At 48.6% G+C, this 23,535-nt stretch carries 23 protein-coding genes; 9 read left to right on the forward strand and 14 right to left on the reverse strand.

Annotated features, from left to right (window positions below; genetic code table 11):
• Positions 1 to 28: 28 nt before the first annotated feature.
• The 9 genes from ACUVQO_RS06140 to ACUVQO_RS06180 form a co-directional block, all read right to left on the reverse strand.
• Positions 29 to 295, reverse strand: a complete 267-nt coding sequence (locus tag ACUVQO_RS06140) for a hypothetical protein (RefSeq protein ID WP_445925009.1) — start codon at positions 293 to 295, stop codon at positions 29 to 31.
• A 134-nt stretch (positions 296 to 429) separates the two neighbouring features.
• Positions 430 to 672 (reverse strand): hypothetical protein, encoded by a 243-nt coding sequence (locus ACUVQO_RS06145; protein ID WP_445925010.1) that lies wholly within the window; start codon positions 670 to 672, stop codon positions 430 to 432.
• Positions 673 to 1,066: 394 nt separating this feature from the next.
• Positions 1,067 to 1,348, reverse strand: a complete 282-nt coding sequence (locus ACUVQO_RS06150; RefSeq protein ID WP_445925011.1) for a hypothetical protein — start codon at positions 1,346 to 1,348, stop codon at positions 1,067 to 1,069.
• An 81-nt stretch (positions 1,349 to 1,429) separates the two neighbouring features.
• Entirely contained in the window at positions 1,430 to 1,852 is a 423-nt protein-coding gene (locus ACUVQO_RS06155; protein ID WP_445925012.1) for a HetP family heterocyst commitment protein, read from the reverse strand.
• A gap of 49 nt (positions 1,853 to 1,901) precedes the next feature.
• A complete protein-coding gene (locus tag ACUVQO_RS06160) occupies positions 1,902 to 2,423 on the reverse strand; it encodes an HlyD family efflux transporter periplasmic adaptor subunit (RefSeq protein ID WP_445925013.1) in 522 nt (173 codons plus the stop codon).
• Positions 2,424 to 2,435: 12 nt separating this feature from the next.
• A complete protein-coding gene (locus ACUVQO_RS06165) occupies positions 2,436 to 3,233 on the reverse strand; it encodes a hypothetical protein (protein ID WP_445925014.1) in 798 nt (265 codons plus the stop codon).
• Between the two features lie 301 nt (positions 3,234 to 3,534).
• Complete coding sequence (locus tag ACUVQO_RS06170) at positions 3,535 to 5,718, reverse strand: peptidase domain-containing ABC transporter (RefSeq protein ID WP_445925015.1); 2,184 nt, start codon at positions 5,716 to 5,718, stop codon at positions 3,535 to 3,537.
• Between the two features lie 252 nt (positions 5,719 to 5,970).
• Entirely contained in the window at positions 5,971 to 6,231 is a 261-nt protein-coding gene (locus ACUVQO_RS06175) for a hypothetical protein (RefSeq protein WP_445925016.1), read from the reverse strand.
• A gap of 36 nt (positions 6,232 to 6,267) precedes the next feature.
• Positions 6,268 to 6,759 (reverse strand): cyclic nucleotide-binding domain-containing protein, encoded by a 492-nt coding sequence (locus tag ACUVQO_RS06180; RefSeq protein WP_445925017.1) that lies wholly within the window; start codon positions 6,757 to 6,759, stop codon positions 6,268 to 6,270.
• Positions 6,760 to 7,478: 719 nt separating this feature from the next.
• Here ACUVQO_RS06180 and glcD point away from each other — a divergent pair.
• The 4 genes from glcD (at position 7,479) to ACUVQO_RS06200 (ending at position 11,442) form a co-directional block, all read left to right on the forward strand.
• Positions 7,479 to 8,954, forward strand: coding sequence for a glycolate oxidase subunit GlcD (glcD, locus tag ACUVQO_RS06185; RefSeq protein WP_445925018.1), 1,476 nt, complete (start codon positions 7,479 to 7,481; stop codon positions 8,952 to 8,954).
• A gap of 200 nt (positions 8,955 to 9,154) precedes the next feature.
• A complete protein-coding gene (locus ACUVQO_RS06190; RefSeq protein WP_445925019.1) occupies positions 9,155 to 9,751 on the forward strand; it encodes a serine O-acetyltransferase in 597 nt (198 codons plus the stop codon).
• 49 nt (positions 9,752 to 9,800) lie between these two features.
• The gene (locus ACUVQO_RS06195) at positions 9,801 to 10,826 is read left to right on the forward strand and encodes a glycosyltransferase family 2 protein (protein ID WP_445925020.1); all 1,026 of its coding nucleotides are present in this window, start codon (positions 9,801 to 9,803) and stop codon (positions 10,824 to 10,826) included.
• Positions 10,819 to 11,442 carry a molybdenum cofactor guanylyltransferase gene (locus ACUVQO_RS06200; RefSeq protein ID WP_445925021.1) on the forward strand — a complete coding sequence of 208 codons (624 nt, stop codon included), beginning with the start codon at positions 10,819 to 10,821 and terminating at the stop codon, positions 11,440 to 11,442. Before ACUVQO_RS06195 ends, ACUVQO_RS06200 begins: the two co-directional genes overlap by 8 nt.
• Position 11,443: 1 nt before the next feature.
• Here ACUVQO_RS06200 and mreD read toward each other — a convergent pair whose 3' ends face one another.
• From mreD to ACUVQO_RS06215, 3 genes are all read right to left on the reverse strand, one after another.
• Entirely contained in the window at positions 11,444 to 12,025 is a 582-nt protein-coding gene (mreD, locus tag ACUVQO_RS06205; protein ID WP_445925022.1) for a rod shape-determining protein MreD, read from the reverse strand.
• Complete coding sequence (mreC, locus tag ACUVQO_RS06210; RefSeq protein ID WP_445925023.1) at positions 12,022 to 12,810, reverse strand: rod shape-determining protein MreC; 789 nt, start codon at positions 12,808 to 12,810, stop codon at positions 12,022 to 12,024. Before mreC ends, mreD begins: the two co-directional genes overlap by 4 nt.
• A 105-nt stretch (positions 12,811 to 12,915) precedes the next feature.
• A complete protein-coding gene (locus tag ACUVQO_RS06215) occupies positions 12,916 to 13,917 on the reverse strand; it encodes a rod shape-determining protein (protein WP_445925024.1) in 1,002 nt (333 codons plus the stop codon).
• 948 nt (positions 13,918 to 14,865) lie between these two features.
• Between ACUVQO_RS06215 and ACUVQO_RS06220 the strand changes: the two genes are divergently transcribed.
• The 5 genes from ACUVQO_RS06220 to ACUVQO_RS06240 all read left to right on the forward strand — a co-directional run bounded on the left by ACUVQO_RS06220 (position 14,866) and on the right by ACUVQO_RS06240 (position 20,290).
• Positions 14,866 to 17,082, forward strand: a complete 2,217-nt coding sequence (locus ACUVQO_RS06220) for an adenylate/guanylate cyclase domain-containing protein (RefSeq protein ID WP_445925025.1) — start codon at positions 14,866 to 14,868, stop codon at positions 17,080 to 17,082.
• Between the two features lie 28 nt (positions 17,083 to 17,110).
• Positions 17,111 to 18,106 (forward strand): pentapeptide repeat-containing protein, encoded by a 996-nt coding sequence (locus ACUVQO_RS06225; RefSeq protein ID WP_445925026.1) that lies wholly within the window; start codon positions 17,111 to 17,113, stop codon positions 18,104 to 18,106.
• Positions 18,107 to 18,263: 157 nt separating this feature from the next.
• Positions 18,264 to 19,526, forward strand: coding sequence for a glycosyltransferase (locus ACUVQO_RS06230; RefSeq protein ID WP_445925027.1), 1,263 nt, complete (start codon positions 18,264 to 18,266; stop codon positions 19,524 to 19,526).
• Positions 19,502 to 19,684: a hypothetical protein gene (locus tag ACUVQO_RS06235; RefSeq protein WP_445925028.1), complete on the forward strand. Its 183-nt coding sequence runs from the start codon at positions 19,502 to 19,504 to the stop codon at positions 19,682 to 19,684. Before ACUVQO_RS06230 ends, ACUVQO_RS06235 begins: the two co-directional genes overlap by 25 nt.
• Positions 19,685 to 19,798: 114 nt before the next feature.
• Positions 19,799 to 20,290, forward strand: a complete 492-nt coding sequence (locus ACUVQO_RS06240) for an Hsp20/alpha crystallin family protein (protein WP_445925029.1) — start codon at positions 19,799 to 19,801, stop codon at positions 20,288 to 20,290.
• Positions 20,291 to 20,600: 310 nt separating this feature from the next.
• Here the strand turns inward: ACUVQO_RS06240 and ACUVQO_RS06245 are convergent, their stop codons facing one another.
• Both ACUVQO_RS06245 and ACUVQO_RS06250 read right to left on the reverse strand, forming a co-directional pair.
• On the reverse strand, positions 20,601 to 21,566 hold the full coding sequence (locus tag ACUVQO_RS06245) for a glycosyltransferase family 2 protein (RefSeq protein ID WP_445925030.1): 966 nt from the start codon (positions 21,564 to 21,566) through the stop codon (positions 20,601 to 20,603).
• Positions 21,563 to 23,209, reverse strand: coding sequence for a B12-binding domain-containing radical SAM protein (locus ACUVQO_RS06250; protein WP_445925031.1), 1,647 nt, complete (start codon positions 23,207 to 23,209; stop codon positions 21,563 to 21,565). The genes ACUVQO_RS06245 and ACUVQO_RS06250 overlap by 4 nt, the downstream gene beginning before the upstream one ends.
• Between the last annotated feature and the right edge of the window lie 326 nt (positions 23,210 to 23,535).

The raw sequence follows: 23,535 nt of genomic DNA on the forward strand, positions 1-23,535 counted from the left end.
GATATTCTTCTCCTCTAGCCTAATTTTCCTACCAAGAAGGTGACACGCACCCATCTCCAAAGCCGTATACATCAACCCCTGCAAGTGAATTATCCCCACTTGCAATAGCAATTCCACGTCCCTTTCCGATAGAGCCACCATTTCCTAATGGTTTAACTATGGCAGTTGTTCTAGTCAAGGTGGTGGATGAATCGCCTATAGCTATGGCATCAGCTGTAACACCTACAAAAACTCCACCTGAAATAGCATGGACATCCAGAATACTTTCCAGGTGATTCAAGTTGTTGATCATCATAGGAATGAAAACTTAATTACACTACACAGTTTGATTGATAGATGTTAAGTTCCAGGAACTAGAGTAGAAGTTTCAGTGAGAATGAACCAGCCATCGCTAACTGATACTCCTCTAAAGTCCACGCTCACTAAGGACTAGATAGCTCCATTAATGTTTTGGGTGCTACTGGAAATAGCAACGCCTGACACCCCGATCGCGGAAACAGAAATTCCGGTCGGTGCAGTTGGCAGCGTTGTCTGAAACAAGAGCTGAGAACCCAGGTATAAGGCAAGTGCCGTATCCTGAATAGATAGCAGTAAACCATCAGAACCATTGACACCAGAAAAGATCAGGTTCTGATTGATGATTTCCAGGTAAGACAGATCCTTGATTAGCATAGGAATACTCTCAAGATGTATGGCTAGCTTAATCAATTCATCAGAAGTAATGGTGCCACTTTGGCAGTCTTTTATAGATTGACGAATGATAGATTTAGAAAACTATCAGGTCATCATCCCATGAAGATTTTAGTACTGGGAAATTCTACAGATGTCCATGCTGCCCACGCCATGCGATCGCCTGCGCTCTGATGCTGGAATGGACGGCGGCCGACTGGAGATTAACCCCTGCAGGGGATTACATCTTTCTGGAAGTAAATCCCAGCCCAATGTTTTTAAATTTTGAGCAACAAACGGGGTATCCCATCACTCAACGACTGGTGAAATTGTTAATGCATTAAAAATGACAGTAATCAAAACCTTTTACTGCCATTGGATGCTGAGTTATCAAATTTTAGAGCAACGGATTGGGATAACTGCCTTCTTCTCCTAAAGCCAGGGTTGTGACTTCAGGTGGTTGGATAGGAGGCTTGATGGGGGGATGGGGAGGATAGACTGGGGGCCACTTGGGAGGACGAGGAATGTAATCACCGCTGCCACCTTCCTCTCCAAGAGCTAGTGTGGTCAAGCGTAGACTACCTGTAGTAGTTTCAAGCTCATCCAGTGCCAGATCGTCTGCAAACTCTAAATCAAGGGTTTCCAATTCGACTGCACTTGAGTCAAATGGGTGTTTCATGGCCGTTACTCTTTTCTGCGAAAACAGTATTCATACCATAAGGCTGAACCGAGTAGATTGTATTGCCACAATGGCATTATTTCAGCCAATCAACCAGTTATTGACCCAGATCAGCTGATGTCCGCCAAGTACTTGATGGTGTTCGTGAACCGCTTCAAGATAAGCCAAATCTTGAATTTGATTCAATGATTTTTGAGGAATTTCTGAAAAAGATTTTTTATCAACGTCTGAGGTAATACTTTTCTCAGTCTTTTGAATATTACTAGATGGTTTGTTATCTTGAGGTTTTAATTTCGATTGCATATTGTCTTTAATTAAGCGATTGTATGTTCGATAGGGAATGTAGTGCAGCGGATTATACCCAGCAAACCGTAAGATTAAAACACAGGCCCAGGAATACTTGCCAGCCAGGATGGCTTCAACAACTTGAGCAAATTGATCCGCTTCCATGACTTTATCAACCTTTGCACGAGTGGTTTCGGAGTAGGACGTTTGATAGCTCATAAATTCTTCTCCCAGTACAGTAGATACTGTGTCCAAGCTATTGTTCAGTCTATAAATTTGTACCGCCCTGCAACTTCTTCAGGGGATCTAGCAGCACATCTGCAATGCGGCGACGACGGGTGACGATTTCAGCTACAGCCGTTTGTCCAGGCTTAAATTTGAGGGTTTGACCTTTGGCACGAACATAGTCACGGTTTAGAGTAACTTCAACCTGATAGACTTGCCCCAATTGCTGGTCAGATTTGCTGTCAGAAGAAATGGCACTGACACGCCCCGGAACAATTCCGTAATCCTGATAGGGGTAGGCATCCAGCTTGACATTCACAGGCAGCCCCACTTTAACAAACCCCATTTCGGAACTGGGTAAGCTGGTAGAGATGACTAGGGGTTGGCCTTGAGGAGCAATTTCAGCAATTGTTTGTCCCGGTTGAGTATAGACACCACTGCGACGCACATTGAGCCAGAGGATTACGCCGTTCGCAGGTGCTCGCAGGAAGCGCTGCTTGAGTTTAGTTTTGGTTTCTTCCAGTAAGATTTGGGTTTCTTTGACCTTTGCTTGCAACTCAGTCAATTTTACAGTGAGTTACTGAACTTGCTGTTGTGCTTCTAATTGGCTTTGGCGGGCCTCCTCCTGCTTTTGAGCTAACTCAATTTGTAATCGGTTAGCCTCAGCTTGAGCTTGTTGCAAAGCATTTTGTCGTTCTGTGATGTTGCGCTGGCGATCGCGCAATTGCTGTTCTGCCGCAAATAAGTTTTCCTGAGAAATGGCACCTTGTTGAGTCAGGGGTTTTAACCGTTTCAACCGTTCCTCCTGAGCACGGGCATCGGTTTGAAATTGCGATAACAAGTCCTGATTATTGGCCACATTATTCCTGGACTGAGCAATCGCGGCTTCCTGCATACTGATGGCTGTTTTCGCAATCGCGGCACGGGTTTCTGCCTGTAATTTGGTTTTATCCAACAGACCTTGAGTCTGTAACAATTCCAGTTGCGAGGATTGCAACAGGTGCTCTAACCATTCAACATCTTTTCTGGCTAGCTCAGTATCCAACTCGACTAAAACCTGTCCAACTTCTACGGTTTGGCCCTCTTGCACAGCAATGCGAACCACCTTGCCAGCATCGACAGAATGAACTTGAAACACTTCCCCTTTGGGAATTAACTTCCCTCTAGCTTGAGCCATCTCATCCGTATGTCCAATCCAGGCCCACGTTGCGAACAGTAAGCCAAACACAGTTCCTCCCAGAATGAATCGGATGGGCAGGTTGGAAGGAGGTTGATCCAGAACGGTCTGCAGGGGGAATGACCATTGAGGAGATGCTGTCGAAGAATGAGATTTTGTCTCTTTCTCCTGAATTGGCGATTTGGGGGTAACAACCATACATTAGCCCGAGGAGTTTGTGTGAGGACGAAATCATCTGAACCAGGTAACGTTTAACAATCAGGTGAGACTTTAAAGTTATTTTTGGGAACTTCTAGTTAGATGGATCAATCATTAAAAGTATAAGTTCCAAGATAGAGCGTGGAATCGTAACATAGAAAGCTCTGAAGTGGAGCCTTTGCAGGGTGAATTTTGCTATATCCATTGAAAACCTGCTTTATCATCCCTTTATCATCCATAGTAGTAGTAAGCTAAGTTTAAATCTGCCAATCTGGCAGATTTATCAATTGAATCCCTCAACTTAGAGATTTAATTGCTGTTGAGCCAAGTGATAGTAAAGCCCTCGCGCTACAATCAGTTCTGCATGGGTGCCCTGTTCTACTAACACGCCCCGATCGAGCACTAGAATGCGATCCGCGTGCTGTACCGTAGACAAACGGTGAGCAATGATGAACGTCGTGCGATCGCGGCTGATACGGGCTAAGTTCTGCTGAAAGCGTCGTTCCGATTTTGTATCGAGAGAACTGGTGGCTTCATCCAGTAACAGAATAACAGGATTTCCCAATAATGCACGGGCAATTGCAATCCGCTGTCGCTGTCCACCAGATAAATTGGCACCGCGTTCACCCACCTTGGTGTTGTATCCCAACGGCAAATCTTGAATGAAGCCATGTGCTTCTGCCAGCTTAGCAACCTGAATCACATCCTCCAACGTAAACTCTGGACGGAACAGTGTAATGTTTTCCAGAATCGTGCCGGAGAACAAGAAACACTCTTGCGGCACCACCTCCAATTGCGATCGCAAGGAGGGTGGAGAGACATGGCGAATATCATGGCCATCGATCCAGATACGACCACTGGTGGGATGATACAGTCCCTGCAGGAGCTTAACGAAGGTACTTTTTCCAGACCCACTGTGCCCGACAATGGCGATCGTCTGACCAGGCTGTACCTCCAGGGAAATATTCTGCAAAACGTTCTTCTCAGTTCCCTCATAGCGGAAGGTGACATTCTCAAACCGCACCTCTCCCTTCAATGGGGGCAGTACCAACATGGGATTCCGAGGAGACTCTTCCGGCGGAGTTGAGAACACATCATTCAACCGCTCGACTGAAACCAACACCTCCTGGCATTCATCCCACAATCCCACCAAAGCCAGAACTGGTCCAGTCACATTGCCAATCAGCATGTTGAAGGCAACAAATTGGCCGATCGTCAGTTGATCTTGAATCACCAACTTGGCTCCAAACCACAGGAGCAACGTACTGCCCACGGTATTAATCAGGCTGCTGGTCGTTTGCAGCCCCAAAGCAAACTTCTGGCCCCGGAATCGTTCGTTGAGCAGGCGAGTAAAGCGATCTTCCCACAACCAGCGCATTTCATACTCGGCAGCAGTAGCCTTAACGGTTGCGACTCCGCTAATCATTTCAACCAGCGAGGAGTTTTGCGCCGCCGCTTCTTTGAAAATGGCACGGGAGATACGCCGCAGGAAAGGACTGGCAGCAACCGTCAGGATAATAATCGGAGGTAACAGAGCCAGCACCAGCAGCGTGAGCTGCCAGTTGTAGTAAGCCATCAGCCCCACGTAGACCACTGCTGTGAGAGCATTCAACCAGGCTGTAACCGCCTGACGAGTCAGAAACACTTGAATTTTTTGGTTCTCCTGCACCCGCGTAATGATGTCGCCCACATGGCGGGATTCAAAGAACTGCAAGGGTAGCTTTAAGGTGTGGTTAATGAAAGCGCTAATAAAACTGAGATCCAGCCGATTGGAGAAATAGTCCAGCAAATACTGGCGTACAGCCGTTAAACCAATTTGCCAAATGCTGAACAGTACTAAACCAATCACAAACACATTTAGAGCGGCTATGCTCTTTTGGACAATCACCCGATCCAGAATAATCTGGGTAAACAAGGGGGTGACTAGGCCAAAAACCTGCAGCAGCAAGGAGGCCAAAACAATTTGTAGAAGCACGGAACGATAAGGCAGCACTGCAGACCAAAACCGTCCCAGAGAAAGTTCCTCGCTTTCTACCGATTGAAACCGTTCACTCGGCTCCAGTAACAGGGCATATCCTGTCCAATTCGCCTGAAACTCTTCTAACGTCAGTAATTGTTTGCCAACTGCTGGATCCGCAATCAAAATTCGATGACGACGAGTGCAATATACCACCACATAATGATCGCCCTGCCAGTGAGCAATCCAGGGATTTCCCAGTTCTGCTAACCGTCCTAAACTGGCTCGCACAGGACGGGTTTGAAATCCGACACGTTCAGCCGCACCAGCCAGATTCTTGAGGGAAGTCCCCGATCTCCCTACGTTAGCCAGATTACGGAGTGTATTAATGCTCAAGCGTTTACCCCAATACTGACTAATCATGGCGAGACAGGCTGCACTACAGTCGGAAGTGCTCTGCTGTTCGATAAAGGGGTAAGACGGCCAGAAACGCCTGCGCGATCGCTGCCGCGTCGGAGCCGGAAACACAACCTCTAGTTGTGCAGGAATCAGTTCTGGAGATTGTTCTGCTGCTGCTACCGAACCAACGAGGTGAGCGGCAGGAATGACCTTTGTAGCGGCAGAAACAGAACATGGGGGGAAGCGTGGGACTGTGAGAGGCGATGGAGAACTGCCTGGATTGCCCCAGTTTCCTACTCCTATTGCATGGGAAGTTGCATCTGATAGACTGCTAATGGCAGCCTTCTGACTCAGGATGGGAGCGATCGCACAGGCGGCTTGCTAGTGTTCTTCGGGTAGCTTGTAAAGCATTAGTTCTGTTTCAGCCAGCCAGTCAGAGGGCACCGGATCAGGATACCCCCAGGAATCTCCGATCTGAGAAACCTGTGTTGTATTCTCTGGACTAGCAATATGCCCGTACTGCAACCAGCAATGGTTTCCCTGGGAAAGGTGAGAATCAGCTAATCGTTCTCCTGCGGCAATTCGATCTTCTGCTAGCAGAGGTAATAAGTGTTGGAGTTGATAGCTGGCTAGCGATCGCAACAGGGTGGACGTTTTGAAAAAGATGAGATGCTCCCGTCATCGGGTCTGCTGCTCTAAAAAATCCCGTAGATCGGGTAATTGTTGCAACCAGGGCTGCACTTTGTCGTGACTGAGGCGGGCAATTTGAGTTGGGGAGGCAGCGATCGCATGATAGGGCAGTGGTGTGCTAGAAAACACCTGGTCTGCGCCAAAAATTTCACCCACCTCTAAACTCTTGACTGAAACCAGTCGTTGTCGATGGGCATCAAATGCCAGTAAGCGCACCCGTCCCTGACAAACGATCAACAAATCCGTTGCATCAGCCCTGTTGTGTTCACCAGGAGCAAAATCAATGCTGTGACTATTGATATGATTAGAAAAGATTACCTGCCCCAAGTCAAGCTGGAGTAGCTCAAGTTCCTGGGAGAAATGTACCAGTAACTCTGGTTCCATCTGAGACAGAGGAAGCTGCTTTAAAAGTTCTGGGACAGTGGCTAGATTTTCCCCTAGAAGGCGGGAAAGCGAATCGGTCTGCACACCTGAATTCATAGTTGCAACCTTGTATTGAGTCTTTAGGCGAAGTCGGGACCAACTACACTGGAATCACGCCTAGGTTTGGTCAGGTGAAAATATTGATATGTCGGCGTTAATCAATTACTTGCTGAGCTTGATTGCCAATTAATTACTTTGAAATCACAACGTTAGGTGAATTGGTATTTAGTATTCAGATCAGCATCTACAAGCCTCTTTTCTAGTAAGAGCGCTTGAGGTTGGTGGTTTGAGGTGGTATCGAAGAGCACTTGTATGACCAAAATCTCCTTGCTTTACAGGATTGGGGGCGTAACCTGAAATTCGATCCTCAGCATTTATCGGCAATGTTCACTTTGATACCTTATGCCTTCATGCCTCTGTGCTTTATTATTTTTAGGTTCTTAAAGGAATTTTGAAGTAGACAATCTAAGATTAACATTGAAAAATTTAGTCTGTCTGTATAGAACATTAAGTTTTTAGTGGATTCACTCTTTCCGCTGCTAACTGATCAGAAAATCCATCCGGAGAGATGTTAGGGTTATAGCTTTTTGGCTGCTCTCGTGTGAGAGAACAATCATAATTCATCACCTCTTGCATCTCTACGCCACGCTTGAGCTATAGCTCTATTACCTTGAATGCAAGTTCACTCCCTTCGATTCGCTCAAGATTATTGAGACTGCTACAAGATTATTGAGACTACTATAGGATCAGAATGTAGGATTTTCTCCCATTATTTCATGCTGACAGTTCCCCCCAACACTCAAACCGATTGGTCGCTGATTGCTCATCAGCTTGAGGCGATCATCGGCAAAAACGGAGTGGTGCGCCGCAAAGAAGAACTCCTGGTATACGAATGTGACGGGTTAACCAGCTACCGTCAGCGGCCTGCGATCGTCGTACTTCCCCGCACCACTGAAGATGTAGCGGCGATCGTCAAAGTCTGTGCTGCCAATCAGATTCCCTTCATCGCCAGAGGATCGGGCACGGGCTTATCGGGGGGGGCTTTACCGATTGAAAATTGCGTATTAATTGTCACAGCACTGATGAAGCAAATTCTGGACGTGGATCTGGACAATCAGCGGATTGTAGTACAACCCGGTGTAATCAACAGTTGGGTGACTCAAACCGTCAGTGGTGCAGGTTTCTTTTATGCGCCGGATCCGTCCAGCCAAATCATTTGCTCGATCGGGGGCAATGTGGCAGAAAATTCTGGAGGCGTTCACTGTCTCAAGTACGGCGTGACCACAAACCATGTGTTGGGCCTGAAGCTGGTATTGCCGGATGGCAGTATCGTAGATGTGGGTGGTTCGGTTCCAGAAATGCCAGGATACGATTTGACGGGGGTATTTGTCGGCTCAGAAGGCACCCTGGGGATTGCCACAGAAGTTACCCTGCGTCTGGTGAAAGTTCCCGAATCGATTCGCGTGTTGCTGGCAGACTTTACCAGTGTGGAAGCCGCAGGAGCAACCGTATCCGACATTATCAGTGCGGGCATCATTCCTGGTGGCATGGAAATGATGGATAACATGAGTATCAACGCCGTTGAAAATGTTGTTGCTACCAACTGTTATCCCCGTGATGCTGCTGCGATTTTATTGGTAGAAGTGGATGGCTTAGGAATTGAAGTAGAAACGAATACCAAACGCGTAGAATCTATCTGTTACCAAAATGGAGCACGCAATGTTCGAGTAGCAACGGATCCTGATGAACGGCTAACGCTGTGGAAGGGACGGAAAGCCGCGTTTGCAGCGATGGGCAAAATGGCTCCGGATTACTATGTGCAGGACGGTGTGATTCCCCGTACCAAGTTGGAATATGTGTTGCAGGAAATTGAACGATTAGGACAGCATTACGGTTACAACGTCGCCAATGTGTTTCATGCTGGAGATGGCAATTTGCATCCCCTGATTCTGTATGACAACTCGGTTCCCGGTGCCCTGGAAACCGTGGAAAAACTGGGGGGAGAAATTCTCAAGTTATGTGTTCGGGTAGGGGGCAGTATTTCTGGGGAACATGGCATTGGAGCCGATAAACGCTGCTACATGCCGGAAATGTTTACCCCGACTGATCTGGAAACCATGCAATGGGTACGACAGGCTTTTGATCCGCAAAACATTGCCAATCCTACAAAGATTTTCCCGACTCCTCGTACCTGCGGTGAAGCGGCTCGAGTTACAAGCAACCAGAAATTTGCAGGTGTAGAACGGTTTTAATGCCAACTATCCATTTCTAGAAGTATCTTGGTAAGCCCAATTCAAAACTCCAATTCGCATCGGATGCCAAAATTTTTGTGTCTATATCTTCTACGCCTTGCCAACGATAAGGTCAGAAATTCTAATGTTTCAAATCGTGCAATTTTAAGCTTTATTGTCAAAAATAGTAGTGGGTTATGTCTCAAGGATTGCAGCCTGTAATGAATCACTCAAATACCGAGACGGAAACACTCACTCTGTGGCAACAAATTCTAGAAGACTGGATCGCTCATGGACAGGATTGGACAAAACCTGGCTTTAGAGCAGTGGCAGTATACCGATTTGGGGTCTGGCGCATGGGAATTCAATCTAAACTCCTACGGGCACCGTTGAGCGTACTGTATCGCATGTTATTCCGCAAAGTACGCAACACCTACGGCATTGAGTTGCCTTACACCGCTAAGGTGGGGCGACGAGTGGTGATTGAACACCAGAGCGCGATCGTCATTCATGGGCACTGCGAGATTGGAGATGACTGTATCATCCGGCAGGGCGTAACGCTGGGCAATCGTTACCTGGAGAAACCCCTGGAAGCTCCTAAACTGGGTCGGCGAGTCAATGTGGGGGCAGGAGCGAAGATTTTTGGGGCGGTGACGATCGGGGATGGAGCCAGTATTGGGGCGAATGCTGTGGTACTCCAGGATGTGCCGGCAGGGGCAACAGCCGTGGGCATTCCAGCCAAAGTCATTAAAACTACAACCGCTGCTCTATCAGAACCTGGCTTAAATGGTGCTAGCCAGACCGTTGAAGCAATGTAATCCCCCATTCCAGAACCGATACTTTTATATTTGAGCAATTATTCTGTTTATGCCTGCTGAAATTTTGCTAAAAAGTAACACCCGTTTGCTGATTGTGACGGTAAATTACCGAACTTCCCATCTGGTGATTGAATGTCTACGTTCTCTGGAACCTGAGGTTAGGGCCATACCAGGAATCCAGGTCGCGATCGTAGACAACCATTCTGGTGACGGTTCTGTTGAGAAGATTGGAGCCGCGATCACGGCTGAAGGGTGGGAAGATTGGGTGACTCTAATGCCCTCTACAGTCAATGGCGGTTTTGCTTACGGCAATAACTATGCCGTTCGTCCGGCACTTCAGGCAACTCATCCACCCGATTACTTTCTACTCCTGAATCCGGATACGCAAATTCGTCCCGGAGCAATTAAAGAATTGCTCAACTTTATGGATCAGCATCCCAACGTGGGAATTGCTGGGAGCAGTTTTGAGGAGGCAGATGGTAAGCCATGGCCCTATGCCTTTCGGTTTCCCAGTTTCATCAGCGAATTTGAAAGTGGTATCCGGCTGGGCCTGATTACCAAACTGCTTTCCCGTTGGAAAGTGCCGCAGACGATGGCTCCCGATCGCGAACAACCAATTGATTGGATTCCCGGAGCCAGTATGATGGTGCGTCGGGAGGTCTTTGAATCGGTTGGCTTAATGGATGAAGGCTATTTCCTGTACTACGAAGAAACCGACTTTTGCCTGCAGGCGAAGCGGGCCGGATGGAGTTGCTGGTATGTGCCCCAAAGCCGGATTATGCACATTCTGGGGCAAAGTACAGGCGTAACAGCCACTAATCAGAAACCCCGGCGACTACCCCAATACTGGTTCGATTCCCGGCGGCGCTACTTCCTGAAAAATCATGGCTGGCTATATGCCGCACTGGTGGATATCAGTTGGCTAGCTGGCTTCAGTCTATGGCGGGCCAGACGAGTGTTGCAACGGAAACCCGATGACGATCCTCCCCAGTTACTGGAAGATTCCATTCGCAACAGTGTGTTTCTGAAACGAGAAATTCCCAGCCAGCAACTGCTAGAGCCGCACAATGGCTGATTCTCTAGCTGCGATCGTCTTAGCTGGGGGGCAAAGTTCTCGCCTGGGCCAGGATAAAGCCCTGATTCTGGTACAGGGTATGGCCCTCTTGCGTCGTACCTGTGAAGTAGCTCTAGCTTGCACCTCTCAGGTCTATGTCGTTACGCCTCGTCCGGAAATCTACCAGCCTCTGCTGCCTCCCCAGTGTCAACTGGTTTTAGAACAGCCGCTGTCTAATGAACTTCAACCCCACGGGCCATTAGTCGGCTTTGCTCAGGGACTAGGTGTGATCCCAACCAAGTGGGTGCTGCTGCTGGCCTGTGATCTGCCCTACTTACAGGCCGATCTGCTCCAGCACTGGATGCAACAACTGGATGCCCTGGAGCCAGCGATCGCCGCCCTGCTCCCCCGCCATGAACAAGGCTGGGAACCCCTTTGTGGGTTTTATCGTGCCAATTGTTTGCCCCGGTTGAACGCTTTCATTCAACAGGGTGGGCGCTCCTTTCAGCACTGGCTGGCCCAAGAAGTCGTCCAAGAAATTGTCTTCAGCCCTACTAAGTCCACTCGCCTGCGTGAGCAACAAATGCTGTTCAATTGCAACACTCCCACAGACCTGGAAGAAATTATGAATTCATAATTTATAATTTATATTTTTCCTGAGTTTGTTGATCCAGCATCTGGATATATTGCCACCAGTGGTTCAGGGGAAAGTAGATGACGGGTGCCCAGAGGCTACTTAAAACGGCTGATCCCAGAGCAATGAGTTGGTGATAATTCCAAATTTCCACCAAACTGCGATCGCCAGAAATACTGTACTGAATCGCTGTAACCGTTTCGGCGACGACTGCCATCGCAAAAGCAATCAACGCAATGGAAATGAAATCCTCGCGCACATACCGCTCTTTTCGCAACCGCGCCGTCAGAATTCCCACCAACACTAGACCTAAGGTATGAGTTGGGTGATCGGCAGTCATCCCATCTTGAATCAACCCCAGGGAGAGTCCAGCCAATGCACCTTGCAGCATTGTTCGTTTGACACTCCAGGCCACAATCCAAATCAGCACCCAATTTGGTCCAATCCCAGCCAGTTCCATTCCTGGTAGTCGGGTCGGAGAGAGTAACAAGCACAAAATGACTGATGCGGCTGTAACTGCACAGTTGGCCACCAACCGCAGCGCTGGCCGGCTCTGTAGCATATTGTGAAAGGATTCATTTCTCATAGCCGGAGTTTTGCGGGTTCACCGGGCACCACATCCACTTGGGATGAAGGAGTGTGAGGGTAAATCGTTGCCCATTCTAGAAAACTGATCGGGGCTGTCAATTCAATCACTGCCTCCGGAGCCGGACTTTTACTCAAGTTAATGGATTCTACCCGACCGACGGGCAACCCTGCAGGAAACAATTGGCTTAGTGAAGATGTGGTGATCACATCTCCCTGCCGTACATCTGGAACTTTATCAAAAAATTCCATGGTGGCCCGGTTCGAGGATTGTCCCCGGATATAACCCATGTTGCGGCTGCGGCTAACCGTTACCCCTACCCGACTGGAGGGATCACTCAACAGCAGCACACGACTGGTATTGGGGCTAACCGAAATAACACGGCCAACTACCCCTCCCGGTGCTGCCACTATATACCCAACCTTGACACCATCCTGACTCCCCCGGCCCAACAAGACATGCTGCCACCAGTGGTCTGCACTGCGACCAATCACTGGAGCGGTAATACCAGTCTGTTTGGTTGCGGAAACATGACCCAACAAGGCTTGTAGCCGTTGATTTTGACTTTCTAACTCAGTGAGCCGTTGCTGTAGTTCCTGGACTTGAGCATTTTCCAGAACAACCTTGCGTTCGATATCTGGTTGAAAGGGACGAGTCAGAAACTGGTAGGTTTCGTATAGAGCTGCTCCATGAGTTTGACGCAGAAAAGTCGCAGCACCCAGAGCTAGACTAGCCAGAACGATCTGTAGTCGGTGACGATCCCACCAGCGACGCAGAGTAAACATGCAAAAAGAAAGGGGTGGCTGGACAACAAAGGGAAATCAAAGAAGTTGAAACTATAAACATAACGGCTAGGTATTGCAAAATGGCCAGCGTCGCAGCAATCCAGACTAGAAGTTGCGCGAACGACCACTGAAAACACGCTCCAGTTGCTTAAAGTTCTCCAGAACCCGGCCAGTCCCCAGCACCACGCAACTTAAGGGATCAGCAGCCACATGCACAACGATTCCGGTTTCGTGACTGATCAGTGTATCCAGTCCTTTGAGCAGCGCACCACCTCCAGCTAGCATGATGCCACGATCAATGATATCGGCAGCCAGTTCAGGAGGAGTTCGCTCCAGAGTCCGCTTCACTGCATCCACAATCACCGCCAGGGGTTCGGCCATGCTTTCGCGAATTTCGGCACTTTTCACCGTCACGGTTCGGGGTAATCCTGAGAGGAGGTGCAGGCCGCGCACATCCATCTGAATGTCATCGTTGGTCGGATAGGCTGAACCGATCGTGATTTTGATTTCCTCTGCGGTGCGTTCCCCAATCACCAGGTTATGCACCTTCTTCATATATTGGGAAATCGATTCGCTCAGTTCGTCACCAGCCACCCGCACCGATTCACTCAGTACGGTCCCCTGCAAACTGAGAACAGCCACTTCTGTTGTGCCACCACCGATGTCAATAATCATGTTTCCGGTTGGCTCGGCAACTGGTAGGCCCGCCCCGATCGCTGCTGCTACGGGTTCATCAATTAGGTAAACATCCCTGGCCCCAGCTTGAGAGGCCGCATCCATTACCGCCCGACGCTCAACCCCGGTTACGCCACTGGGAATGCCAATCACAATTCGAGGGGCAACCAGGGTCTTCCCTTCATTGACACGGGCGATAAAGTGCTTCAGCATCAACTCTGCCGTATCAAAATCTGCAATCACTCCATCCCGTAATGGACGCAGCGCGATCACGTTGCCAGGAGTTCGTCCTAACATCCGCTTCGCATCTTCTCCAACAGCCAGCGGAACCCTATCATTCTGGTCGATTGCGACCACAGATGGCTCCTGCAACACAATACCCTTACCAGACACATAAACCAGGGTGTTTGCTGTGCCAAGGTCGATACCCATATCCCGTGAAAGGGAGAAGCGACTGAAAAGACCCACTAGCCTTTATAACCTCAAGAACGACGAACTCAGCGAAAAATTTAGATTTTGCAAATCAAAGGTGAATTTTATTACGTTTTTGTACATGAGTCTAGCTAGACCTTCATTGTCTCCATTGTCACCGCATTAAACATTGACTGTCTAGCTAGAAGGGCAAAGCTACAGTAACACGAAAGCCCAAAGGTCTTTCAATTAACTCACCCCTCTTAAAGTCAAATCAGGTAACTTTTCGACAAACAAAAACCATGGGATCTCAAGATCACTGCCTTGCCAACAGTGAGTATGTCTTCGCCTCGATGAGGTACGACCTTGCGAAAATTCATTGCATCAGACATTTCTATAATTTGTCTTTTTAGCATAAAAAATATAAATAACTCATCGAAGCGATATTATAGCAAAGGCCCCTATCTAGAGAGTTACCCTTGGTGCTGAGCCTTCAGCAATTGAGTGGCATTCCGCGACATAAAATTTTATGCAAAAAAATTTTCATCGTTGATAGTTGATAGGATGCTGAAACGGGTTTAGCACAGCTATGAAGGGTGTTCCACCAGGCGCACAATCCAGGGTAAATCCAGGATGCAAAATTGTGTGGCTTTCTACTTACTACCGTTACTCTCTGCCGGCAGTAGTTTAAGGTTGAATGCAGATTAAGTTGATAGTCTTCAAAAACAGGTGTGAAGTGCCCTTCAAAAGGGCACCCTAGATAGGTGAATCAAAGTTCCTGACAAGTTTAATTTTTCTCTATTTGTATTTGTTACTCAATCTGAGTTAGCCTAACCTTGCTTCTTATGATGCTCAAGGCGATCGCTCGAATTTGTCAGTTAGACTTATCACTACACAGTCAGCGTCAGCGGCTCTGGTTGTCGGGGTTTGCTCACGCGGGATGAAATCTGTTTGCCGGTAATAGCCCTCATGGAAAACGAGATACTGACATCAGATTTGAAGGGACAACGCACTTTAACCACCGTTGTATTTACGGATTGTGTTGGGTTTAGTGCCCGGATGTCGGTAGACGAAGACCATACGCTGGATTTAATTCGTCGCGATCTCCGATTAATGAGGCAGCTTTGTGAAGAGTTTGAAGGACGGGTGCTAAAAACGACTGGAGATGGTCTACTGATGTGCTTCTCCAGTGCGGTTAAAGCAGTGGAATGTGCGATCGAAATCCAGCGGGCGATCGCGGAGGCAGCAAGCCATCTGCTTCCCAATGATGTACTTATGCATCGCATCGGTATTCATCTTGCAGATATGTATATCACCGAAACTGATGTGATGGGCAATGGGGTCAATATTGCGGCTCGCTTGCAAACAGAGGCAGATCCCGGCGGCATTTGCATTTCTCAGACAGTATACGATGTGGCCAAACATGGGCTGCAAGTAGCTACAAAATATTTGGGGCCACGAGAGCTAAAGAACATCCGAGAGGTGGTTCCCGCTTACAAAGTTCTGCTGCATCCCGATGACCTTCCAGAGGATCCCTATGCAGAAACAGGCCAGACGCTAGAACAGAGTCAGCAACACAAGCGCATTAGAAAATTGCTCTTTTATGTGTGTAAGAATCGGTGGGAAACAGACGAAAGCCAACTCAATCTCTTGAGTCTGCGGGATTTATTTCAGGAATTTTTGGGGTTAGCTTCTAATTTTGAGCAAGCGAGACAATTACTGACCAAAGCAGTCAGTACCCTCAGTAAACGGGCTGAATATTATGCCGTTGCCAATGAAATTCTGACGGAAGCGGCGCGATTTTACCCTCTAGAGCAACCCTTTGAAGTAGCCAAGACGGAGCAGCCCATGCTCCCGGAAACCCCTAATTTACAATCCTGGGCCACCCCTCTCCCGGAAAACAGAGAACAGCAACTCCTCTATCAACAGATTGTTTGGGATCTGGAACATCATCACGAGTACGATCGGCTCAAGAAATTGCTCTATTACATCTGCAAGCGGCAGTGGGAAAGCGATCCCATCCGTCTGGGAGCAGTGAATCCAATGACTCTGGTACAGGAGTTACATTACCTGGCTCCTACCATCGATCGTCTGCAACAATTGGTGGCCAAATTTGTCCAGACTCTCAATAAACCAGCCGAGTACAGTCTGGTAGCGAGCACACTCTTACGGAGTTTTGCCCGTCTGTATCAATCTCCCAAGGCATCGACCCAATCTGGCCTCTTGCCAAAAGCCCCGATTTCAGCCTCCGACTCTGCCCCGCTCCCGGTTCAGGCAGTAATTCTTTCCACTCCAGAACCTAGCCCTTTGTACGGAGCGATCGCCCAGGAACTGGATCGGCATCCCGATGCCCTGCGAATGAAAAAGCTGATTGTGTGCGTCAGCAAAAAACAATGGTTGAGTGATTCCGCTCAACTAACAGGCTTTAGCACTGCCGCTTTAATCGAAGATTTGCATCATCTTGCCTCTTCCCTGGAACAACTTCAGCAGTCCCTGGAGGGAACAGTCAGAAGTCTTAGCAAACCAGCCGAGTACAGTGCGATCGCTGGAGAACTGATCAACAAGCTCCGCCCCCTCTATACCCTGACTTCCACTCAGGAGACGGTTTTCAACCAAACACCAACCTTATCCTCCGCCTCTGCTGCACCTACTGCTAGTTCACCTCTCGCAGCTGAGCCTTCCCGCCAGTCTGCTGCAGTTCCGCCGTCTCTTGCCCCTTGCAGTTTGTTCGACATCCGGTCGGGCATCATAAAGTATGCCAACCCGCTCAAGGCCAAGATTCTTGTGTTTTCAACCCTGTACTCTGATTTTCATTTCAATCACCAGGACTGGTTGGCACTTAAGCAGTATGAACTGGATGACCTCCTCCAAACCCTGCTAGGCACTTGCAAAACGTATACTGACCTGGAACTGCAGCTCTACAACACTGCCAAACGCTTAACAGCCCCCGATGATTTGATTCAAACGGCCGATACTGTTACCAGATGTTTGCGAACCTTCTATATCCACGGTTCCCCTGCACTCCGCACTGGCTCACCCGATGAGGTGACTCAAATGAGTCTGGATGAGTTTGAAGAAGCTGCTCAGGGCCTAACCGTCATTGACGAACAAGATGCCGCGATCACGTCCCTGGAAACGGCAGCTTTGATCGTGGAGGATGATCAGAACCAGCGTTTGGATCCATAATTACTGAGTCAGGGGCAGTTTAAATGCTATGGATGCCAATGAATTACTAAAGCGGTACAGGGCAGGGGAAATTAATTTTCAGGGCGAAAATTTAGCGGGATTTGATTTCAGCGGTGCAGATCTGATTGGGATTAACCTGGCAGAGTGTGATCTGCGAGGTGCAAATTTAGTGCTGACCTATTTGAATCGAGCGAATTTAAGCAAGGCCAATTTGATGGGTGCCCGCTTAAGTGGAGCCAATTTGAGTCAGGCAGACCTGCTGCGCACCAACCTGCAGGATACAGATTTGCATGGAGCCGTGCTCTATGCTGCAGATTTACGGGGTGCCAATATCACCCTGGCAAACTTGCTAGATGCCAATTTAATCAGTGCCGATTTGCGTAATGTCAACTTGAGTGGTGCCAATTTGCGGGGAGCTTGCCTGCGGGGAGCAAACTTGCGCTACGAGAAGCGATGCTATGAAGGAGCCAATTTACGGGGTGCCGATTTACGAAATGCGGATTTGCGTGGTACGAATTTGACAGGAGCGGATCTCAGCAAGGCCGACTTACGAGGTGCAAATTTGAGTGAGGCCAGTTTACGGGAAGTGTTACTCACAGGAGCCAATCTAACTGGGGCGGAATTACGAGGGACTTTCTTAACTGACGCGATCGCTCCGGAGGCCTGTTTTAAGGAGGCTTGCCTGACGAATGCCAGGCTAGAACGGGCTAATTTGACAGCCGCAGATTTAACGGGTTGCATACTGATCGATGCCAACCTGACCGCCGCTACTCTGGCTAAGATTCAGGCCACGCAGGCAACCATGCGGCGATCGCGCTTCAACCGGGCAGATTTAAGCCGTGCCAATCTACGGGGAGTCGATTTAGCAGAAACGACCTTCATTGAAGCCTATCTGGGAAGAGCCGACCTGCGAGAAGCCAACCTGACAGATGCCAATCTGGCCAAAGCTGAACTCAGCAGCACCAACCTGAGTGGGGCAAATCTGCAAGGTGCCACACTGCCAGACGGTTCGATGTACGAATAATCTACGTCCAGATAGATTGTGTGCTAGTTCTACCGTGGAAGCATGGGAACCCTTGACCAGACAAGATAGTCATGATTCCAACCAAACACAGCATCTTGGTGTAGACTGCAACACATGGGTTTTTTCCCAGTGTGGTTGAGGTTTTTGAAGGGTTTAGATGTTCACAACACAACACGGTAATCTACTTCCCGTGCCTACGGGAGCCTTACAAATTTCCAGGCGGCCTCTTTCCTTAGAGAACACGACATCCAATCGTCCTGGTGTGAACTCTATCTATCCCATCCGGTTTTCTCTGGTTATTCCCACCTACAACGAGAGCGGTAATATTGAGCGCATCATCCAACAGCTAAGCGCCATGCTGGATGAGGTATTGCCCCATAACTATGAGTTGATTGTGGTGGATGATGACAGTCCAGACCGCACCTGGGAGTTAGCTGCAGCTTTAATCCCAGAGTACCCCTGCTTACGAGTCATGCGCCGGGAAACGGAACGAGGGCTGGCAACGGCTGTGATTCGGGGCTGGCAGGTAGCACAGGGAGAAGTGCTAGGTGTCATTGATGGAGATCTGCAGCATCCCCCGGATACGTTGCTGAGGTTGTTAAGCGAGTTAGAGCATGGGGCTGACCTGGCTGTGGCCAGTCGTCATGTAGAGGGTGGTGGAGTCAGTACCTGGAGCGCGACCCGCCGATTTTTATCGCGAGGTGCCCAGTTACTGGGTCTGATGATTCTGCCTCGGGTCGTCAGTCGGGTCAGCGATCCAATGAGCGGGTATTTTCTGGTACGACGGGGAGCGATCGCAGGTCAGATCCTCAATCCAGTCGGGTACAAGATTTTGATTGAGGTGTTAGGCCGGGGAGCGATTGATCAGATCGCTGAGGTAGGCTATGTATTCCAGGAGCGGGAAGAAGGGGAAAGTAAAGTTACCTGGAAGCAGTACATGGATTATGTGCATCATCTCCTGCGCCTACGAGTAGATTCCGGTCGGTTAGGCCGCTGGGGAGAACGGTTGCACTTTCCAGTAGGCCGCTTCTTGCGGTTTGGGCTAGTCGGCATTAGCGGATTAGCCGTTGATATGGCTTCTCTGTATATCCTGTACGATGTGCTAGGAATGGGATTAACTCGCAGTGCCATCCTGGCAGCAGAGATTGCCATTATCAACAACTTCCTCTGGAACGATCGCTGGACATTTGGGGATCTAGCCAAACAACAGTCGCAACGAGGCATGGTGATCAAACGATTCCTCAAGTTCAACATTATTTGCTTGATGGGACTAATTTTGAAAGTGTTGCTGCTGAACCTGTTCTTTAATGGGTTGCAAATGAATCCTTATCTCGCAAATTTAATCGCAATCGCGATCGTCACCTTCTGGAATTTCTGGATCAACCTCAAACTGAGTTGGCGAGTGACACAGGTCAGGTGAGAGAGCAGGGATTGATTCCTCACCTCAATTTCGTTTTCGGCAATCCCGACTCGATTAATACGGTTTTCCCCAGTACTTCCAGCCATCACCGGATTTACACTAAGACTGTGGATAAGCAAAGACAGATGGCCTTTTCAGGAACCGTAATCGACATCTAATTTGCCTTCCAGAATCTGGTTGGTTAGTAACCATGTGTAACAGAATATGCGATCTCTATTGCAGAATCGCAATATTCTGTCCCTTACTGAGTAGAGCATAGAGGTGAACAAAGTATGGCAATCATTCGTTGGCAACCCTGGCAAGAAATTGATACTTTGCGTCGTCAATTTGATCAACTATTTGATGAGCTGACTCCCATTAGTCGGAGCAGTACAATGAAAACCAATGGCAATGCCTGGGTGCCAGCCATTGAGTTGAAGAGTACAGATACCGATGTGATTCTGCGGACAGAACTTCCTGGAATTGACGCTAAAGATCTAGATATTCAAGTCAGTCGGGAGGCAGTATCTATCAAGGGTGAATACAAGACTGAAAGCAAAACAGAAGACAAAGAGCACCAAATCTACCGCTCTGAATTCCGGTATGGTAGCTTCCAACGGGTGATTCCTCTACCTGTGGCCGTTGAAAATGACCAAGTCAAAGCTGACTTTAAGGATGGTATCCTGACGTTGACAATGCCACGAGTTGAGGCAGAACGCCCCAAAGTAGTAAAAGTCAATGTGGGAGGCACCTTACCGGGTGAAGCTAGCAACAGTAATGGCTAATCTTTACTTCCCCTGCCATTTCCGGCTTGTACCATCCACAAGATTGATTAACTTTCATCCTCTGTTTCTGGCTGGAGGTCAGAGCAGAGGATTTTTTGCGATTGATTGTCTGTAACGCGCCAGATCGGGAAATGGACGGGATCCTGGTTACCATAGGCAAAAAGAATCTGGGGATAGGCCTACATCCAGAAAAGTGCTTGCAGGTGACGAGCATCATCGCGTTGTTGCAGTAATCATGCGGTAATCAATAAACTGAGTAGCCCATTTCTGAATTGTTACAAGCTGTTTTGGTAAACAACAACCCCCGCTCCTACTCAAGAAGGCGATCGTACATTTTCACCAAATAATTTGGGCTGACGAGAGTAATGAGATACCCTACATAAATCAGTAACGCAGCTACCAGAATGATGGGAATAGCCAGCGGCAAATAGAGGGCATGACGGGGATTGTTGTGCAGTAAACGGACCATGCGACTGCGAAAAATCTTGATCTTTTCGGTAAAGCTAGAGGCTGTGGGATCCCGGTCTTGGGGACTGGAGATGGGAGATAAGGAGTTGGGAATCAGTTTTTTTTGCCAGTAATAGTCGTGACCAATCAGGAGAAAGCGCCAGAAGAAGTGGGATAGGTCAGAGGGGGGGGCATGAGTAGCACGGGCTTGCGGATGGAGCCAGATGATGTGCCCCTCACGCTGTAGATTTTCTCCATGCACCACACAATTGCCGCGATAGAGAGGCAACTCTGCAGGAATCGGATGCTCCAGGAGAAACTGGCGGCGGAAAGCAACGTTATTCAAAAAATACTGGTGGGTGGGGGTCAGTTCCGTTTTGCCAGAAAACTGCGGAAAGATGTAAACTAGCGCCATTGCGGTACCATAGGGGCCATGTCCACGGGTGGTGGTTTCGCCAGCGACGATTTGAATTTGCGGGTTTTCAGCAAAGGTCGTCAGGATGCTCCGCAACCAGTGGGGTTCGTAGAGGCAATCGGAATCGGCATAGACAATTATCTCCCCGGTGGCTAATTCGGCACCCAGCATTTTGGCTTTGTAATAGCCGGTGTCGGCTGGAGCGGGATAGACTTTGATCCAGGGATAGCGATCGCACAACTGCCTCAACAACTCTGGCGGTACATCGCCACTGTCAATCAAAATCACCTCATTGGCTTGCTCAGGAGAGAGATCCTGATGCACGAGGGATGCCAAAGCATGCGTTAATCCTTCGAGATCCGCATTGGCCAAATTTTCTGTTTCCAACACGATCGAAAAACTGGGTAATGTCATTGTTTCCTCACTCGTTGAGAATAGAATGATGCGGATTCCTGGCCCTTAGCACATTCTTTGGTGAATTCAATTAAATGATGAGCCACCAGTCCCACACTCAAGAGACGTTCAATTTTGCCCTTCTTGATTTCGGGTTTGGCCATCTTCCAAAAAGTACGACGATAGCTACTGAATACCCCAGCATAAAGCAACAGTTTTGCCATCATCGTTAAACCGCGCCGGACATTTTCCTTATTTACACGGGCCGGACTTTTGGGTGGTTTAATCCGGTTAGGGTAGGTATGTTCGCACTGGTAGGCAAAGCGCTGAAACAGAAATTCGGGTTCGTAAGCCTGAGTAATCGTGCGCTGCCACATGGCTACTACCTCTTCATAAGGCATAAGAAATTCCACGTTGGATTCCCGCCCTTCCTCAAAGTTGAGCCTTCCTTCCGCTTCTAATCTGCGCCAGAGGGGAGTTTTGGGCAGAGCATAGAGCAGATTGATGGTAAGCATAGGGATATTGGAGAGGCGAATGAACTCCAGGATGCGATCGCCCGTCTCTGGGGTATCCGTATCCAATCCCAAAATAATTCCGGAAACCACTTCCAGTCCGTAACTGTTCAGGGTTTTGATAGCATCTAGAATCGGCAGGCTTAAATTCTGATCCTTGGCAATAGATTTCAGAGCTTCCGGTTCCGGTGTTTCAATGCCACAGAAGACCGTGCCGAAATAAGCTTCCCGCATCATTTCCAACAACTTGGGACTCTGGGCAATATTCAGCGTAGCTTCACAGGCAAACTGAACCGGATAGCCATTCGCCTTCTGCCATTGAATCAAATGCGGCAATAACTCAGCCACAGCCCGCCGATTACCAACAAAGTTATCGTCTACAAAATAGACAGCCCCAGGATTGCCCGATTTCAGCATGGCATCCAGTTCAGCCAGTACCTGTTGCGGCGTTTTTAAGCGAGGATTCCGGCCATACAATTCAGGAATGTCACAAAATTCGCAGTGATAGGGACAGCCGCTGGAAAACTGGACATTGGCGATAAAGTACTGATTCAAATTCAACAGGTGATAGGCCGGAATGGGAAATTTCTCCAGCGGCAGGCGATCTCGCGTCTCAAACCGGATTTGGTGCGGGGGGCGATCAAGATGGTTATCTAAATACTCAATCAACCTATCCATTGCATCACCCAACTCACCAATGTGCAACAGGTCAAAGTCGGGATAGTACTCTGGACAGCCGGACACGGATGGGCCACCAATCACTGTGATCTTGCCGTATTGATGGGCCAGGTCATTAATCCGATTAATCTGCGGACGCTGGATATGCATCCCACTGGTAATCACTACATCGGCCCACTGGTAATCTTTCTTTGTTGCAGGCCGAATATTCTCATCCACAAACCGCACTTCCCACAGTTCCGGTAGATAGGCAGCCGCGACGAGAATTCCTTGCGGTGGCATAAAAGCTTTCACTCCCCGCATTAGGGGATAGGCATGATGAAAGGTGCCAAAGGAGCGACTGTATTTGGGAAAGACGCAAAGAATTTTGCGCTGGTTGCGGGGAACGTAGGGCGTGCGGTGCGATCGCTGCTCCGGCTTCACAACTGCATTGGGCAATAACGACTTTTCAACGGGGGGTAGGGTGGCCGTCATTAAAACGTCTCCTCACAATACTCAGCACTCTAGCAGCCAACAAAGCCTGCTAAAAGCAAGTATTACGGCAAATTCTGGAATTTTCCAACATTTTTCGGGCTAACACGGAAAACCTTTTCATTCTCTTCGCCAAATAATCTTTATCACACTGGCCTATTCGGATCAAAGTGGCAGTTCCACCTGTGAGGAAAGTGATGATCGCACGGTTTGCTGCTGGCGTTGGTGCATCTACCTTTGCTCGTTCTAGTAGCGATCGCTCCTAATACCCTGGATAGCGGTAAGATGCAAATCGATTAGATTATGCTAAGTGGGGCTGCATCGGGGAG

This window comes from Leptodesmis sp., from assembly GCF_052746595.1.

Coding starts and splice junctions, on each gene's coding strand:
- ACUVQO_RS06140 (WP_445925009.1), bottom strand. CDS start 295: ATGATGATCAACAACTTGAATCACCTGGAAAGTATTCTGGATGTCCAT.
- ACUVQO_RS06145 (WP_445925010.1), bottom strand. CDS start 672: ATGCTAATCAAGGATCTGTCTTACCTGGAAATCATCAATCAGAACCTG.
- ACUVQO_RS06150 (WP_445925011.1), bottom strand. CDS start 1,348: ATGAAACACCCATTTGACTCAAGTGCAGTCGAATTGGAAACCCTTGAT.
- ACUVQO_RS06155 (WP_445925012.1), bottom strand. CDS start 1,852: ATGAGCTATCAAACGTCCTACTCCGAAACCACTCGTGCAAAGGTTGAT.
- ACUVQO_RS06165 (WP_445925014.1), bottom strand. CDS start 3,233: ATGGTTGTTACCCCCAAATCGCCAATTCAGGAGAAAGAGACAAAATCT.
- ACUVQO_RS06180 (WP_445925017.1), bottom strand. CDS start 6,759: ATGAATTCAGGTGTGCAGACCGATTCGCTTTCCCGCCTTCTAGGGGAA.
- glcD (WP_445925018.1), top strand. CDS start 7,479: ATGCTGACAGTTCCCCCCAACACTCAAACCGATTGGTCGCTGATTGCT.
- ACUVQO_RS06190 (WP_445925019.1), top strand. CDS start 9,155: ATGAATCACTCAAATACCGAGACGGAAACACTCACTCTGTGGCAACAA.
- ACUVQO_RS06195 (WP_445925020.1), top strand. CDS start 9,801: ATGCCTGCTGAAATTTTGCTAAAAAGTAACACCCGTTTGCTGATTGTG.
- ACUVQO_RS06200 (WP_445925021.1), top strand. CDS start 10,819: ATGGCTGATTCTCTAGCTGCGATCGTCTTAGCTGGGGGGCAAAGTTCT.
- mreD (WP_445925022.1), bottom strand. CDS start 12,025: ATGAGAAATGAATCCTTTCACAATATGCTACAGAGCCGGCCAGCGCTG.
- mreC (WP_445925023.1), bottom strand. CDS start 12,810: ATGTTTACTCTGCGTCGCTGGTGGGATCGTCACCGACTACAGATCGTT.
- ACUVQO_RS06215 (WP_445925024.1), bottom strand. CDS start 13,917: ATGGGTATCGACCTTGGCACAGCAAACACCCTGGTTTATGTGTCTGGT.
- ACUVQO_RS06220 (WP_445925025.1), top strand. CDS start 14,866: ATGGAAAACGAGATACTGACATCAGATTTGAAGGGACAACGCACTTTA.
- ACUVQO_RS06225 (WP_445925026.1), top strand. CDS start 17,111: ATGGATGCCAATGAATTACTAAAGCGGTACAGGGCAGGGGAAATTAAT.
- ACUVQO_RS06230 (WP_445925027.1), top strand. CDS start 18,264: ATGTTCACAACACAACACGGTAATCTACTTCCCGTGCCTACGGGAGCC.
- ACUVQO_RS06240 (WP_445925029.1), top strand. CDS start 19,799: ATGGCAATCATTCGTTGGCAACCCTGGCAAGAAATTGATACTTTGCGT.
- ACUVQO_RS06245 (WP_445925030.1), bottom strand. CDS start 21,566: ATGACATTACCCAGTTTTTCGATCGTGTTGGAAACAGAAAATTTGGCC.
- ACUVQO_RS06250 (WP_445925031.1), bottom strand. CDS start 23,209: ATGACGGCCACCCTACCCCCCGTTGAAAAGTCGTTATTGCCCAATGCA.